This window comes from Rosettibacter primus, from assembly GCF_036860675.1.
Classification (GTDB): Bacteria; Bacteroidota; Ignavibacteria; order Ignavibacteriales; family Melioribacteraceae; genus Rosettibacter; species Rosettibacter primus.
This window is the reverse complement of record NZ_JAYKGK010000006.1, coordinates 1-17,500: the sequence shown is the minus strand read 5'-3', so window position 1 is coordinate 17,500 and position 17,500 is coordinate 1. Positions and strand designations below refer to the sequence as shown.

Here is a 17,500-nt window from a genome sequence, read left to right as displayed (position 1 = left end):
TTCTCATACACCGAGACACGACGGGGAGCCCTAAGGGCACAAACTGGTCCTAAGCATACTGCCGAGAAAATCTTCGTACGGGAGATTTATGCCAGACCGTACCGCAAACCGACACAGGTAGATGGGATGAGTATTCTAAGGCGCTCGAGTGAGCCGTGGTTAAGGAACTCGGCAAATTGACCCCGTAAGTTCGCAAGAAGGGGTGCCTCTAGTAGGTGAGATTGCACAAATCGAGCCGAATGAGGCCGCAGTGAAAGGGCCCAAGCGACTGTTTAACAAAAACACATGTCTCTGCGAAGTCAATTAAGACGACGTATAGGGACTGACACCTGCCCGGTGCTGGAAGGTTAAGGGGAGGGGTTATCTGCCGCAAGGTGGAGAAGCTCTGAACCGAAGCCCCAGTAAACGGCGGCCGTAACTATAACGGTCCTAAGGTAGCGAAATTCCTTGTCGGGTAAGTTCCGACCTGCACGAATGGTGTAACGATTTGGGCACTGTCTCAACCACGGGCTCGGTGAAATTGTGGTACCGGTGAAGACGCCGGTTACCCGCATATGGACGGAAAGACCCCGTGCACCTTTACTGCACCCTAGCATTGGGTTCGGTTAAAGCATGTGTAGGATAGGTGGGAGACTGTGAAGCCGGGGCGCTAGCTTCGGTGGAGTCGACGGTGAAATACCACCCTTGTTTTAATTGGATTCTAACCTCTCCGCTTGAATCAGCGGAAGGGACAGTGTTAGGCGGGTAGTTTGACTGGGGCGGTCGCCTCCTAAATGGTAACGGAGGCTCCCAAAGGTTCCCTCAGCATGGTTGGTAATCATGCGTTGAGTGCAAAGGCATAAGGGAGCTTGACTGTGAGGCACACAGGCCGAGCAGATGCGAAAGCAGGGCTTAGTGATCCGGTGGTTCCGAGTGGAAGGGCCATCGCTCAAAGGATAAAAGGTACGCCGGGGATAACAGGCTGATCTTGCCCAAGAGTTCATATCGACGGCAAGGTTTGGCACCTCGATGTCGGTTCATCGCATCCTGGGGCTGAAGAAGGTCCCAAGGGTTTGGCTGTTCGCCAATTAAAGCGGTACGTGAACTGGGTTCAGAACGTCGTGAGACAGTTCGGTCCCTATCCTATGCGGGCGCAGGATACCTGAGAAGAGTCGCTTCTAGTACGAGAGGACCGAAGCGAACGTTCCTCTAGTGTACCAGTTGTCGCGCCAGCGGCAGCGCTGGGTAGCTATGAACGGATGTGATAAGCGCTGAAAGCATCTAAGTGCGAAGCACACTTCAAGATGAGGTATCCCTTTCTCCAACGCAAGGCGGAGAACTGAAGACTCCTCGGAGATTACGAGGTTGATAGGCTGCAGGTGTAAGTCCGGCAACGGATTGAGCCGAGCAGTACTAATAAGTCGTGAGACTTAGCCATAAAGTTTATCTCAAGATAGATGTTAAATTTGACTCTCTCTTTCAATCTTTCATAAGTTTGTTCTAAAATTTTCTGGTGGTTATAGCTACGGGGAAACACCTCTTCCCATTCCGAACAGAGAAGTTAAGCCCGTAAACGCCGATGGTACTGCGTGCGCAAGTGCGTGGGAGAGTAGGTAGCTGCCAGGATTAATAATTAAAACCCCATTTCAAAAAATTTGAAATGGGGTTTTTTATTTTTATTCTTTTTCCCGCATTTAACTGTAAAAAAGTTTATATTTATTTCAAAATCGGAGGGCTTATGAAAAAATTTATTTTTATTATTCTGTTGGCTACAGCACAATTAACTTTTGCAGAATTTTATGCTAAAAAACTCTCGCCTTCTTATGATGTCTGGTATACTTACCAAATTCTAAAATATGAAACTAAATTTGAACTATATGGATTGTTCTATGAAACTACTCTGAATCTAAAGTTCAAGTTAGGTAGTGAGTATCGATGGGGTGGGTATAATTATTATTGCCAAAATCCTCCTTCAGGTAATTATGAATTTGTATGGAATTTCTCTCTCCCTAAAAATTCTTTTGTAAAAAAATTTTCTGTATGGGATAATTCAAAACAATCTTATATTGATGCAACTATTATTGATATTTCTACTGCTGAAAAAAATTATAACCAAACTCTATCCACCAGAGCATTATTAAGAGAATATATGAGAAGAGATTATAATGGGAACTATAACCAACAATATGATATGAGATTTTCTCCAATACGATGGGATGAATCTGTTGAGTTCATTATTAAATTTATTACCCCTTGCGAAATAAACTACAATAAGAGAATTATCGAAAATTTAGTTGCACAATTCTACCGAAATAATAATACAAACTGTTTTACAAATGCCTCCGCTAAATTTTTAGTTGTTGATTATAACAACCCTTTGTCCAAACCAGTTAATTTTATATATGCACCAAAAAAATGGACTAAACAAGGCGTCTTCTGGGTTAATGATACAAATTATGTCGCTCAATTTAAAATTTATTTTCCTGAAGAATCTTCGACTGGAAAATTTTTAAAAACTCATTTCGATGATTATACTTTTTATCAATTATCTACTAAACCTTTTATAAATGATGCACTTCGTAAGCCAAGAAAAATTGTGATTGCTTTCGACATCATTAATAAATTTTTTGGTGATATGAATAGAGGTAATTTTCTGAATATGATTAATGAAGCTTTATCAATTTCTACTACTAATAAAGATTCTTTGATTTTTATAATTAGTGATTTTAATGCTTCATGGCTAAGTAAAAACTTTGAAGAAAGAACCGACAGTCTAATTAAGGAAAAATTAAATATTGTCAATCAGGTTATTCCAAAATTGAATACACTTCCTTACATGTTAAAAGAGATAACTCATTTTCTCAATGAAAAAAATATTGATGCAGAAGTCTGGTTGATTTCGGATGACTATCAAACTGCTGTAAGAGCAGAAACCGTAATGGAATTATTAAATGAAACTTACTTCAAAGCAAAGAATAATATTATTTTTAATATTCTTGATGTTTCAAATGATTATGCGGGTTATTACATTCAAAATAAATATTATAGAGGGAATGAATATCTTTATGAAAATTTGACTCGTTTATCAAAAGGCAATTTAAACAAATTGTATGGTATTTATTATCAATATTTTATTGATGAAGCTCTTGATTGCTTTGCACCAAAAGTAAGCACGGTAGAAATTGATCCAATGCCTGTTAATGGATTTACGCATTCAAGTGTAAATCTTAATAGAGGGAAAAATAATTTTAATATCACTGCAAGATTTGCTCAAATTGGTGTATGTGATGGTACATTGCCAATGACAGTAAATTATTTTGGAAAATATTTTGGTGATAATTATTTCAATTCTATTTTATTAACAGAAGATAATTCAACTGTTCCTGATTATATGATTCAAAATACTTCTCTTTATTGGTATGGAAATTATATTATCAACGAATTGTTTTTACAACCTCAGAGTTACAGTACAATAAAATATATTGAAGAACTTTCTGTAAAAAAAGAATTATTAACTCCATACAGTGCTTTTATTATTCCTGGTCCATCTAATTATATCGGATTTAGTAGAATTTATGCAGAAGATTCAGTGGTGAGTGTAGAAATTAGTGATTCAATAAATGAAAAGATTCTACCGAAAGAATTAGGAATGTCATGTTATCCAAATCCATTTAATCCATCTACAAATATTACTATAAAATTACCGACTGAACTTTTGAATAAAAATAAAAATCTTGAGATTTACGATATACTCGGTCAAAAAGTAAGAAGTTATGATTTAAGTGATTATACAAATTCATCAGAAATTAAAATCCTCTGGGATGGATTAAATGATTCAAGAACAGAAGTATCATCAGGAACTTACATAGCAGTATTCAGGACAGACAGAATAATTAAATCAATCAAATTATTGTTGATTCGTTAATATAAGTTTTGAGGTAGATCATGAAAAAAATAATATTATACATTTTATTAATTATCGCATTAAAAACAACTCATGCAACAGAATTTTCAGTCTATGAAGCCAATTATCCAAATGTAAAAGATTATAATGTGAATATTGATGATATAGTATTGATAATTAAGCCAGCGGGTGTTTATGTTGAGATTAATTTGTATATGACAGTCTCTTATGATTTTCAAAGCTGGTTTTTTAAGAACTACAACGAACTGGAATTTAAATGGCAATTTAATCTCCCTCAAGATGCTATAGTTCATGAATTCTGTTACTGGGAAGGTGACTCAATTATTTATGCAAAGATGTTAGATAAATGGACAGCAGAATTATTATTTAGTGATGTAAGTGTACCTGTTCGTAATCCGGCTTTATTAGTTCAATCAACACCAAATAATGATGGACAGGTTGTTCATGAATTAAGATTATTTCCAATTAAAAGAAATGAAAAAAAGAAATTTAAGATTCAGTATTTGCTTCCGGGCAGACCAACTGGAGAGAATTTGCGAGTCTGGCTGCCAATGACACAATTGATTTCAAAAAATACACCGCCACCAGAAAAATTAAAAATTCTTTATGAATATGGAAACGAACCTTATGAACCTAAATTAATTGGTACTGATGTTTTATTATCTAAAAATCTGAATGATATTTCTTCATGGGAATTAGAAATACCTGTAAGTGAAAATCAATTTGTAGAAATGGAATTGCCATCGCCAATAAAAAAAGATGTATTCTTTTCAACATATACAAAAAACGGAGAACATTTTTATCACCTTGCTGTAAAGCCTCCTCAAATTCAAAAAATTTCTAAACCAAGAAAAGTTTTATTCGTAATTGATTTTAATCGATTTAATACAAATAATCTTGACGGTGATTTTTTACTTTCATATTTGAAAGAATCTTTGATGCAAGCATTAACGGAATCAGATTCTATTAATGTATTAATTGCTTATGATGAATATGTTTTAGGAAGTAATCAATGGGTTGCCTGCACAAAAGAAGGAATTGATAAATTATTTCAAAAAATTATGATGCGTTCTTTTCCGAGTTATAATAATTTGCTTCCTTTAATTTCGAAAGCAGCTGAGTTTATAAATTCTCAAAGTGATTTTTCTGAAGTTTTATTTATTACAAATATTAATACGATTAATTTATATGGAGATAGCAAAGAGCAATTTGCATATGAAGTTATTGATAAATTTAAAAAAGGGACTAAGATTCATTCCTTTGATTTAGATAATAAAAGTTATTTAATTTGGAATAATGGTTATTATGAAACTCCAATGCAATCATTTTATGGAATTATTACATATACAACATCAGGAAATTTGTTTTTCTTAAGATATAATTCATTAAAAGAAATGTTATTTGCATTTCTTTATGAAGATATAAGCCATTTTGAAAGTGTTGAAGTTCAAATGCGATATCAAGATGGATATGCGCACAGCAAACATTTTATTGCTCTTCACGAAGGTTATTATCCAATCAATACTCCAATTATGCAAATTGGAAAATTTTCTGGGAATTTTCCTGTTGATATTACAGTGTTCGGGAAATACAGAACGACCAACGAAAAATATTCAATCACTTTAACAGAAAATGATATTGTTCATGGGAGTGAATTAGTTGCAACTACATGGTATGGCAAACATATTCAATCTTTATTAAAACTTCCTTATGACCCGTTAACTATCTCAAACATAATAGATTTAGGTATCGAAGAAAATATATTAACACCTTACACAGGCTTTTTGGTATTTAACTTAGAAACGAGTCAAGGAACCAATACTTCACCAAGTAGAGATGGTGAAAAAGATTGGGCTAATACAGATGTGAATGACGAATCAAAAGCAGATTCAATAAACTTTGCTGTTAATGTATTCCCGAATCCATTTAATCCATCTACAACAATTAATTTTAAATTGCCTGCAAATGGGAAGGTAATTATAAGAGTATATAACATTTTAGGTGAAATTGTTAATGAACTCATTAATAAAGAGATGAATGCAGGCAATCATTCAATTATTTTTAATGGCTCAAATCTTTCGTCAGGTATTTATATTCTTGTTATATCTTTTGAAGGAGGTAGAAAGAGCTATTTTGCTAAACAAAAATTGTTATTGATGAAATAGATACAAAAATTTTTTCTGTGACTGATTTTTGAAAATGTATTTGTAATATTTATAATAGAATGATTTTAAATTTTTTCATGATTATTTTTCGAATGCTTTATAAATATTGAACAAATAATTGAGGAATAAAAATGAAACAAAAAATTGCTTTAATAGGCTTTGGAACAGTAGCTCAAGGTTTTTGTGAGATTTTATTAAATAAGAAAAAGGAATTAAAAAAGAATTATAATTATGAATATGAAATCGTAGCAATTAATGATATTAAATATGGAACAGTTTTTAATCCTCAAGGACTAAATATTAAAAAAGTATTAGAAGATGTTCGAACGAATAATAAATTCACAAAAAATTTAGTTGATTGGGACTCAATCAAGACAATTAAAAAATCAAATGCAAATGTAATTTGTGAATTAGCATATACAAATTTGAAAAATGGGCAACCTGCAATTAATCATTGCAAAACTGCTCTTGAATTAAAGAAACATGTTGTAACGAGTAATAAAGGTCCTGCTGTATTTGCTTATAAAAAGTTGTCAGCTCTTGCGAACAATAATGGCGTAAAATTTTTGATTGAAGGAACTGTAATGAGTGGAACTCCGGTATTAAATTTAGTTAGAGGTCCATTAGCGGGTAATAAAATTTTTTCAGCAAAAGGGATATTGAATGGAACAACAAATTTTATTCTGACCCGAATGGAAGAAGGTATGAGTTACCAAGATGCACTGGCAGAAGCACAAAAATTAGGATATGCCGAGGCGGACCCAACAAATGATGTCGAAGGTTTTGATGCCAGAGCAAAAGTTACAATATTGGCAAATGTGCTTATGGGGGCTAATTTGCATTTTAATGATGTTGAGTGTGAAGGAATTACAAAAATTACATTATCTGATATTGAAGAAGCAAAAAGACAAAATTCACGGTGGAAATTAATTGCTTCGGTAGAATTAAAAAATGGTAAAATTATTGCCTCTATAAAACCACAGTTAATTCCATTGACCCATCCACTTGCAGGAGTTACGGGTTCGACCAATGCGATAACATTTACAACTGATTTACTTGGTGATGTTACAGTAATAGGGAAAGGCGCAGGTAAAGTAGAAACTGGTTTTGCAATACTAAGTGATTTGCTTGAAATTAATGATTCAAAAAAATAATTATAGTCAACTCAATAGTTAATAAAATATTTTATCAGTATCTAAGTTTTAGCATTAAATTTCTGAAGTACATCGAGCATACTTTTATGAATTTGAGGATTGCTTGCTAAAAATTGTTTACTGAAAATTGTAGCTTTGTTACCAGAAAAATCTGTTACAATTCCTCCGGCTTCTTCAACAAGAAGTTTAGCTGCACAAACGTCCCATGGATTAAGAAAAACTTCCCAGAAGCCATCGAATACTCCTTCTGCAACATAACACATATCAATTGCTGCTGAGCCTAATCGTCTAACTGCTCTGCTGCATTTTAAAAATTCAACGAATCTCTCAATTGCATAATCAGGATTTTCTTTAACATTGTATGGGAAACCGGTAACCAGAACGCTTTTTTCTAAATCTCCATTATCATTAACATGCAGTTTTCTACTATCACAGTATGCGCCGCTTCCCAATTCAGCTGAATAAATTACATCTCTCATTATATCATATACTACACCACAAATTGTTTCATTATTTTTTTGAACCCCTATAGAAACTGAAAAAATTGGCAGTCCGTGTGCAAAATTTGTAGTTCCATCAAGAGGGTCAATAACCCAGATATATTCAGAAGAATATCTTTGCGTGCCACTTTCCTCGGCAATGATTGAATGAGTGGGATATTCTTTTCTTATGAAATCAATAATTAATTGTTCTGATTTTTTGTCAATTTCAGTAACAAGGTTAGATAAGTTTGTTTTGTATTCAATTAAAAAATTTTTTCTAAAACCTTCTCTAATTATCTCTCCAGCCTCTTTGGCTATGTCAATTACTTTGTTAATCATTTAACTCTCCATAAAACTTTAAAAAAATGACATGCAATTTTAAATATTATTTTTTGTTTGACATAATTTATTATTAATTATTTTTATTTAATTGGAATGGAAATCATATTAAATGTGATAATATTTTGAATACCAAGCAAAATAAATATACTTTTGTTTACCTTGATAGCACCTCAACATTTTGGTATATTTTGAATTGAAAAACAAATTTGAAAGAAGGTTGTAAATTAATGGAAGAAAAATTATTAACACAGGAAACAGAATATTCTATGATTGAAGATATTCCACGAGTATTACCTGTATTACCTTTAAGAGATAATGTAATTTTCCCTTACATGATATTTCCTATTCTTGTTGGAAGAGAACAGTCAATTAGGGCGGCTAATTATGCACTTGATAATTCAAAGTATATATTTCTTGCTGCTCAAAAACGTTCTAATATTGATGAACCCACACCTGATGATATTTATTTAGAAGGAACTATTGCAAAAATTATTCAGATATTAAAATTACCAAATGGACTTTTGAAAATACTTATTGATGGGATTATTCAAGGGAGGATAAAAAGATTTACCGAAAGAACAAATTTTTTTGAAGCTGAAGTAGAAGTTATTCCTCCAAAAGAAGAAGACCCTCGTGAAATGAAAGCTCTTCTTCGACAGATGACTAATCTTTTTAAAGAGTATGTGAAAATTAATAAAGCTATTCCTCAAGAAGCTTTAACAGCTTATGAAAATATTGAAGAGTCTGATAGAAAACTTTTTTATGTGGCTGCAAATATCAATCAATCAATTGAAGTAAAACAAAAAATACTTCAGAAATTTTCTATTAAAGAACAACTTTACGAGGTAATTAGAATACTTAATTCAGAAATTGAGATTTTGAAAATCGAAAAAGAAATTGAAAACAAAGTTCAGGAGAATATTGCAAAGACTCAGAGAAAATTTATTATCCAAGAGCAAATTAGAATTTTGCAAGAAGAGCTTGGTGATGAAGAAGATACTTCGCCTGAATTTGTAAAATTAAAAGAACAAATTCAAAAAGCTAAAATGCCTCCTCATGTTCACGAAAAAGCAATGGAAGAATTAAACAAGCTTAAAAAAACACCGCCAAGTTCTCCAGAAGCAACAGTTATAAGAAATTATTTAGATTGGTTAATTGATGTGCCATGGTATAAAAAAACGAAAGATAATCTTGATATAAAAAATGTTAGAAAAATTCTTGATGAAGACCATTATGGTCTCGATAAACCAAAAGAAAGAATCGTAGAACACATTGCGGTTTTGAATTTAGTAAAAAGTATGCGTGGACAAATTTTATGTTTTGTTGGGCCCCCAGGTGTTGGTAAAACATCCTTAGGAAAATCAATTGCAAGAGCACTTGGAAGAAATTTTGTTAGAATTTCTTTAGGTGGCGTTCGAGATGAAGCAGAAATTCGTGGGCACAGAAGAACTTATATTGGCTCAATGCCAGGTAAAATTATTCAATCAATGAAAAGAGCAAAAACAGTAAATCCAGTTATGCTTCTTGATGAAATTGATAAAATGAGTATGGATTTTCGCGGCGACCCATCATCAGCTATGCTTGAAGTTCTTGACCCCGAACAAAATCATACTTTCAATGACCATTATCTCGATGTTGATTATGATTTATCTCAGGTTATGTTTATTACAACTGCTAATGTAAGATATAATATTCCTCTTCCACTTCAAGATAGAATGGAAATAATTGAACTTCCGGGTTATCTCGAATTTGAAAAAGTTGAGATTGCAAAAAGGCATATAATTCCAAAACAATTAAAAGCTCATGGCCTCGATAAATTTAATATCGATTTTAAGGAAGAAGCGATTTTAAAAATTATTACTGAATATACTCGTGAAGCTGGGGTAAGAAATCTTGAAAGAGAAATTGCATCTGTTTTAAGAAAGACAGCAAAAGAAATTGTTATAGCACAGTCAGAAAATGGGAAGAAAAAAGTCAAAAAGAACTTTGTAATTGATTCAGAATTGATTGAAAAATTTCTTGGTGTTCCGAGATATAGAACTCAAAAAGCTAATAAAGAATTAAGAGTAGGAAGTGTTACAGGATTAGCATGGACAAGTGTTGGAGGAGAAATATTGCAGGTAGATGCTACTGTAATGCCTGGTTCAGAAAAATTAACAATCACAGGCCAGATAGGCGATGTGATGCGTGAATCAGCAATGGCAGCATTGAGTTATCTGCGTTCTAATGCAAAAGAATTTGGTTTACCTCCTCACTTTAATAAAGGAAAGGAAATTCATATCCATCTGCCAGAAGGAGCTATTCCTAAAGATGGACCTTCGGCAGGAATAACTATGGCAATGGCGTTGTATTCAGCATTCAGCGGTAAGCCTGCAAGAAATGATGTGGCAATGACAGGTGAAATTACATTACGCGGGAATGTTTTGCCAATTGGTGGTTTGAATGAAAAACTTTTAGCTGCAAGAAGAAATGAAATTTCTATTGTGCTTATTCCAAAAGATAATGAAAAAGATTTGAGTGAAATAAAACCTGAAGTAAAAGAAGGCTTAAAGATTATTCCCATTTCTACTATCAAAGAAGCATTGCCTTATGTCTTCGAAGAAGATACTAAGAAGAAAAAGAAAACAAAGAAAAATCGCAAATAACTGAAAGATGGCAGAATCTTTAACAGTAAATAAAAATTTATCTGATGAAGAAATTTATAAAAGTTTAATTCCACAAATTGATAATTTAATTTCTGAAAATGATGAGATAATTTCTTCTTTATCAAATTTTACAGCAGCATTAAAAGAATCTTTCGATAAAATTAGCTGGGTAGGTTTTTATTTTTTGAAAAATGATAAATTAATTTTAGGACCGTTCCAAGGTAAAGTTGCATGCACAGAAATTCGATTAGGGAATGGAGTTTGTGGAACTGCAGCAGCAAAAAAAGAAACAATAATTGTAGAAGACGTAAATAAATTTCCCGGTCACATTGCGTGTGATGCTGATTCAAAATCTGAAATTGTAATTCCCCTAAAAGATAAAGATGAAGTTTACGGTGTTCTTGATTTAGATAGTTATAATTATTCAGCATTTAATGAAGTTGATAAAATTTATTTAGAAAAACTTTGTGAATTATTATTTAATAAAATTGATTTCAAAAAAATTAAAAATATAACAACTTAGAAAAGTAATATGAATTATTTAGTAACTGCACGTAAATGGAGACCACAAAAATTTGAAGAAGTAGTTGGTCAGGAACATATCACAACTACATTAAAAAATGCAATAATTAATAATAGAATTGCACATGCATATTTATTTGCGGGACCTCGTGGAGTTGGTAAAACAACTACAGCCAGAATTTTAGCTAAAGTATTGAATTGTCTAAATCCACAGAATGGAGAACCATGCAATGAATGCGAAATGTGCAAAGCTTTTCTAAATTCTCAAACACTCGATATAATTGAAATTGATGGTGCATCAAACAGAAGAATTGAAGAAATAAGAACATTGAGAGAATCTGTAAAGTATGCTCCTACTAAAGGCAAATACAAAGTTTATATTATAGATGAAGTTCACATGCTAACTACAGAATCATTCAATGCACTTTTGAAAACTCTAGAAGAGCCACCAGAACATACATTATTTATATTTGCTACTACTGATGTTCATAAAGTTCCTTTAACAATTATATCAAGATGTCAGAGATTTGATTTTAGAAGAATAGAATTAAATACAATAAAAAATCTTCTTAAAAATATTGCTCAAGCAGAAGGGATTGAAATTGATGATACTGCTCTGACAATTATTGCTAAAAAAGCAGATGGCGCTTTAAGAGATGCTCAAAGTTTTTTTGACCAAGCAATTTCATTCAGTGGTAATAAAGTTGATTCAGCTATACTTGCCCGTATGTTTAATTTAATTGATGAAGATATTTATTTTGAAATATCCGATGCAATTATTTCTAAAAATTTCAAACATGCTTTTGATATAACACAAAAAATTTATGATAACGGCTGGAACTATGTTGACTTTTTGAACGGGCTAAATGAACATTTTAGAAATATCTTAACTGTTGTTATTAGAAAAGATACTCATTTAGTTGAAAGTGCAGAAATTTACAAAGAAAAATATTTGTCTTATTCGGATAAATTTACTGAAAGTGATTTGTTGAGGATTTTAACATTCATAAATAAAACTCAATATGAAATAAAATCTTCTTCAAATCCAAAATTGAAAATTGAAATTGCACTATGTCAATTAATTGGGTTAGAAAAATCAGCACTGATTTCAGAATTGATTTCGAAAATTGGCAGTGATAGCTCACAAAACATGAAAGAAAAAAATATTTCATATGCAGGTAGTTCTCAATCATTTAAAAAAGAGATTTCGAATGTAAGACCTGCTACAAAAGAAGAAATTAAAATACCGGAAGTCAAATCCTTTGTCCCACCAACTGCAAATGATTCTGAAGATTTTAATAACATAATAGCTAAGTGGCAGGAATTTGTTGAACAGGTTAAAAATGAAAAATTATTTTTTGGTTCTGTATTGTTAAATACAAATCCAATCGATTTTGTTAATAACAAATTGAAAGTAGAAGTTGAAAAACCTGAAGACTGGGACATGATTTGTGATAACAAAAGTTATCTTGATAAAAAGACCAAAGAAATTTTTGGCAAAAAAATAGAATTTGATTTTGCAGATAAAAGTATACAGATAAAGAAAGTGTCAGAAAAATCAGTTGCAGAAGAAGAAAATCCTCTAATAAAAGCAGTAATTACAAAACTAGGCGGGAAAGAAATTAAAAAGTAATATTTCTAAATGAGTTCAGTCCTTTTGCGAAAAATTATAATTTGTTGTAAGATATTTTATTTTATATCTTCATTAATTTATCCACAATCAAATTATGTAAATGAAAATGATACTATAGTAACAATCTGGCATCTTGATAATCCATATAAAGTTGGAGGATTTAATACAACATTTCTTACTGATAGGCCATCTATAATTAATACCACGTTTGGTAAAGCATTATATTTCGATGGAATTAATGATGGTTTACTAATTAATTATAATCCGCTTTCAAATTATTCATGCTTTACGGTTGAAATAATTTTTAAACCTGATTCTTCTAAAAATCCTGATAACTATGAGCAAAGATTTTTACACATTAAAAACGAAGATGATAATAAAAGGGTCTTGATAGAATTGAGATTACTTAAAAACAAAAGATGGTCGCTTGATACTTTTATTAAATCAGATACTTCACGTTGTACTTTGTTAGATACGACAATTTCACATCCACTGGGGGAATGGTATCATGTTGCATTAGTTTATCATAATGGATTAATGAAACACTATGTTAATGGTAAAGAAGAATTGAGAGGCAAAGTAAATTATTTCCCGATTGGAGAAGAGGGAAAAATTTCTCTGGGAGTAAGACAAAATATGAAGTCGTGGTTTAAGGGAATAATTAAAATGGTAAAGTTTACAAATCAAGCACTCACACCAGAAAAATTCGATTATCCCAACAAGCAGAATTAAGTAAAAAAATTTTATTATCATAAATCAATAAAATCATTTCATAAGCAGTCTAATACCAAAACCCAATCATTCCCATTTTCCTTTTTGCCTGGTGAATTGCAAGTTTAGATTTCTTGTGAAAATTTTCTAACTTGATTTCTTCTTTGTTTGTTGAATAGTAAAGTAAATTGTAGAAAAGTAATAGAAATACTTTAATAGAATCATATTATCATTATCAAATAATTTTGGAATTATTAGGAGAAGTATTCAATGAAGTTTATCATTATTTTATTTAAGGTATGTTCAAAAAAGAACTTGAAAAAAATTTTATTAACTACATCTTGATCCAGCCTCATAGTTTCTTTTAGATTTAGCTAAAATTGGGAATCAATGAAAAAGTTCATCAATTCAATAGAAATTCAAATAATTGTTAAAACGTTTAACTTCTTTTTATCCTATTTTTGTATCAAAGTTAAAGTTTATCAATAAAATCTGCCGTAATATTGAAAAATTAATTGGGATTTTATTGAAAAATAACGAATAATTATATTTTTATTGATTTAACTGCTACTTTGAGAAAAAAATTCTTAAAAGTACTTGACAATAAAAATCTGATAAACTAATTTTAAGTAAAACGTTTAACTATATATGCGCGTAACTATAAAAGATGTAGCAAAGAAGGCTGGTGTTTCAATTGCTACGGTATCATTAGTACTTCATAACAATAAAAGAATCTCAAATGTTACTCGTAATAAAGTACTGAAGGCAATAAAAGAGTTAAACTATCATCCATCGCGATCTGCCAAAGGTTTAGTAACAAAAACTACAGGAAATATTGGTTTTGTTTTAACCGAAGACCATTTCTTAAGAACAGAACCCTTCTATACAAGAATATTTTTAGGTACTGAATTTGTCACAAGAGGGAACGACTATTATGTTCTGTTAGCAACTATTAAAAGAGACTTCGATGAAAATGACCAAATGCCTCGATTTATTCTTGAGAAAAATGTTGATGGCGTAATTATAGCAGGAAAAGTTCCTCTTACTTTTTTATCGCAATTATATAAATATAAAATTCCAATTGTCTTTGTAGATTTTTATCCCCCTAATGGTGAATATAATGTTGTATTGATTGATAATATTAAAGGTGGATATTTAGCTACAAAACACCTTATAGAACTTGGCCATAGAGAGATTGCTTTTATAGGTGGCGATATTACACATCCAAGTATTACTGATAGATTAATTGGTTATAAACAAGCTCTTGAATCATCAGGCATTCCTGTTAATCAAAAAAATATAATTGCTGATGAAGATTATCCCGCACGCTCCAATGGTTATAATGCAGCTAAACGTTTATTGACTTCTAATAAAAATATTACTGCAATATTTGCCTGTAATGATGCTATGGCAATGGGCATTATGCAGTATTGTTCTGAAAATAATATCAGAATCCCTGATGATATTTCAATCGTTGGTTTTGATGATGTCGAAGCAGATGTATCTTTGTCTCCACAGTTAACTACAATCAGAGTCCCAAAAATCGAACTGGGTATAGAAGCAATGAATTTAATGGTCAATATTTTGAATGAGAAAGAAAAACTGCAAACAAAAAAAATTTTAGTCCCAGTTGAGTTAATAATTAGAAATTCTACAAAACAAATTAATTTATGAAAGCATTAATTTTTATAGAACCATTCAAGGTAGATATTGTAAATAAAGACTTACGAAAACCTAATTCAGATGAATTGATAATTAAAATTCATTCCTGCGGAGTATGCGGAACTGATTTTCATATATTTAAAGGAGACTCTTTTGCGAAGTCAAATACAATATTAGGACATGAGTTTAGTGGTATTATTGCCGACAATAATAATCATTTGGAATTTGAAATCGGCGACAAAGTAGTTGTAGACCCAAATATATTTTGTGGAAAATGTTCTTATTGTAGAAATGGCAAAATCAATTTTTGTGAGAATCACAAAGCTCTTGGTGTAACTTTAGATGGAGGTTTTGCTGAGTATGTTATTGCTCCTGTTTCTCAAGTTTATAAAATTTCATCAGATGTCCCTCTCGACGTCGCTTCATTTTCTGAACCATTATCATGTTGCTTAAGAGGAATTGATAAAGCAGAAATTAAAACAGGTGAATCCGTTGTAATTCTGGGTGGTGGTACTATAGGATTATTAATGTTACAATTAGCACGCTTAAAAGGAGCTTCAAAAATATATTTAATTGAACCAATAGAATTTAAGCAAAAGTTAGCTTATAAGTTAGGTGCTGATTTTGTTTTTTCGCCCGATGAAAAAAATCTGATAGATACTATTCAAGATGTAACAAGCGGCGGAGCTGATTGTGTAATTGAATGTGTCGGACGAATAGAAGCTGTGTCTTTATGTATGAATTTAGTAAAACGTGGGAGTAAAATTATTCTATTTGGTGTTCCTCCAATTAATTCAAAAATTAATATTGATTTGCATAAAGCATTTCTTTATGAACTTTCAATTCACACTTCATTTTTAAATCCGTTTACATTTGCCCGTGCAGTTGATTTGTTAAATAATAAAAAAATCAATGTTGATTATTTCCCCATTAAAAAAATCAACTTCGATACATTAACTCAAATTTTTTATTCAAACGTAATTACAGATACATTAAAATATCAATTTCATAATTAAACATTGGAGGCACAATGAGTAATCAAATACTTAAAAATAAGTGGTCACTCTTTATGGTAGCCATAATAAGCCTGATGATGCTAAATGTTATAAATGCTCAGTCAGGTATTAATTTAATAGGAAGTTTTGAACAGGAGCTACCATCGTACTGGCAAAAGGGGAAAGAGCCAGCGGGGAGTAAGTTAGTGTGGGCAACAGACCAGTGGAGGTCGATGGGAAGGAGTTTGAAGATAGAGAAGACAGGAAAGGGAGAAGAAGCATATTGGGAAAGTGAGAACATGTGCGATTTATGGTCACCAACACACAGCAAAGATGTAGATATATTCTTAGGAGCATATGTAAGGACAGAAGGGGTTAATGTAAATCCCGCCAATGAAGATGAGAGATGGTATATAAGTTATAGTTTTTATGGAAAGAGTGGGAATATGATAGGAGAGATAAAGCTGCCAATAGACCAGAGTAAGTCAAGCAGCAGTGGATGGATAGCCGACACGAATGAAGTAGGGAGTGTAATATTGCCAGAGGATTCATACACAACGATAATAAGATTTGTAGGAGGTAAGAATGCAACTGGGACGGTATGGGCAGATGATTTCATGTTTTATGGTAGAGGGGGAGCCTGGGCAGGGCAGGATTGGAACACACAAGTAGGAGTGCCGACAGGATGGTTTTATTGGTTACCACCTACAGGAGGCAATGATGGTAAATTAAGTGATGGATACGAGAACACAAAGATAACAGATGAAGAAGCATATCATGGAAGATACAGTTTAAAGTTTGAGAATTTACCTGGGACACATGATGGATTTGTGGGGACAAGAAGATATTTGATAGGCAATGAAATAAAAGAAGGAGATGTAATAAGAATAACAGTATGGATAAAAGGGAAAGACTTAGACCCGCAGAATGTAGCAGATGTAGGTGATCAGGCATGTTTTGCAATTACACCGATATTCCACAACACATATGGAAATAATGAAGGGTGGGGAGAATTCTGGTCGAGAGATATACCGATAAAATTTCCTGCGGTCACATCATTTGACTGGATGCCATTTTATGTAGACATACCGGTACAAGCCGGAGCCAAATCATTATCGGTAAGATTACATCCACTTGGAAGATTCAAAGGCACAGTATATTGTGATTATTTGACAGTAGAAAAACTTGATATACCGACAATAAGTGAGATAGGCAGTTTTGAACAGGAGTTACCATCGTACTGGCAAAAGGGGAAAGAGCCAGCGGGGAGTAAGTTAGTGTGGGC

General features: G+C 32.2%; 11 protein-coding genes and 2 rRNA genes (1 of these 13 cut by a window edge). 12 read left to right on the top strand and 1 reads right to left on the bottom strand.

The window, feature by feature from the left end:
- From VJY32_RS08800 to VJY32_RS08780, 5 genes are all read left to right on the top strand, one after another.
- Window positions 1-1,417 (top strand): 23S ribosomal RNA (locus tag VJY32_RS08800); it begins 1,604 nt to the left of the window's first position.
- Between the two features lie 71 nt (window positions 1,418-1,488).
- Window positions 1,489-1,605: ribosomal RNA gene (rrf, locus tag VJY32_RS08795) — 5S ribosomal RNA — on the top strand.
- A gap of 112 nt (window positions 1,606-1,717) precedes the next feature.
- Complete coding sequence (locus VJY32_RS08790) at window positions 1,718-3,904, top strand: T9SS type A sorting domain-containing protein (RefSeq protein WP_353677542.1); 2,187 nt, start codon at window positions 1,718-1,720, stop codon at window positions 3,902-3,904.
- A 20-nt stretch (window positions 3,905-3,924) separates the two neighbouring features.
- Complete coding sequence (locus VJY32_RS08785; RefSeq protein WP_353677541.1) at window positions 3,925-6,069, top strand: T9SS type A sorting domain-containing protein; 2,145 nt, start codon at window positions 3,925-3,927, stop codon at window positions 6,067-6,069.
- Between the two features lie 131 nt (window positions 6,070-6,200).
- Complete coding sequence (locus VJY32_RS08780) at window positions 6,201-7,223, top strand: homoserine dehydrogenase (RefSeq protein ID WP_353677540.1); 1,023 nt, start codon at window positions 6,201-6,203, stop codon at window positions 7,221-7,223.
- A gap of 41 nt (window positions 7,224-7,264) precedes the next feature.
- Here the strand turns inward: VJY32_RS08780 and VJY32_RS08775 are convergent, their stop codons facing one another.
- On the bottom strand, window positions 7,265-8,044 hold the full coding sequence (locus VJY32_RS08775) for an inositol monophosphatase family protein (RefSeq protein WP_353677539.1): 780 nt from the start codon (window positions 8,042-8,044) through the stop codon (window positions 7,265-7,267).
- A gap of 230 nt (window positions 8,045-8,274) precedes the next feature.
- Here VJY32_RS08775 and lon point away from each other — a divergent pair, with 230 nt between their 5' ends.
- The 7 genes from lon to VJY32_RS08740 form a co-directional block, all read left to right on the top strand.
- The gene (lon, locus tag VJY32_RS08770; RefSeq protein WP_353677538.1) at window positions 8,275-10,692 is read left to right on the top strand and encodes an endopeptidase La; all 2,418 of its coding nucleotides are present in this window, start codon (window positions 8,275-8,277) and stop codon (window positions 10,690-10,692) included.
- Between the two features lie 7 nt (window positions 10,693-10,699).
- Entirely contained in the window at window positions 10,700-11,215 is a 516-nt protein-coding gene (locus tag VJY32_RS08765; protein ID WP_353677537.1) for a GAF domain-containing protein, read from the top strand.
- Window positions 11,216-11,224: 9 nt separating this feature from the next.
- Window positions 11,225-12,847: a DNA polymerase III subunit gamma/tau gene (gene dnaX, locus VJY32_RS08760; protein WP_353677536.1), complete on the top strand. Its 1,623-nt coding sequence runs from the start codon at window positions 11,225-11,227 to the stop codon at window positions 12,845-12,847.
- A gap of 24 nt (window positions 12,848-12,871) precedes the next feature.
- On the top strand, window positions 12,872-13,579 hold the full coding sequence (locus VJY32_RS08755) for a LamG domain-containing protein (RefSeq protein ID WP_353677535.1): 708 nt from the start codon (window positions 12,872-12,874) through the stop codon (window positions 13,577-13,579).
- Window positions 13,580-14,206: 627 nt separating this feature from the next.
- Window positions 14,207-15,232: a LacI family DNA-binding transcriptional regulator gene (locus VJY32_RS08750; protein ID WP_353677534.1), complete on the top strand. Its 1,026-nt coding sequence runs from the start codon at window positions 14,207-14,209 to the stop codon at window positions 15,230-15,232.
- Complete coding sequence (locus tag VJY32_RS08745) at window positions 15,229-16,236, top strand: zinc-dependent alcohol dehydrogenase family protein (RefSeq protein WP_353677533.1); 1,008 nt, start codon at window positions 15,229-15,231, stop codon at window positions 16,234-16,236. The genes VJY32_RS08750 and VJY32_RS08745 overlap by 4 nt, the downstream gene beginning before the upstream one ends.
- 278 nt (window positions 16,237-16,514) lie before the next feature.
- Window positions 16,515-17,500: hypothetical protein (locus VJY32_RS08740; protein WP_353677532.1), on the top strand; the 986-nt coding region annotated here is incomplete at its 3' end.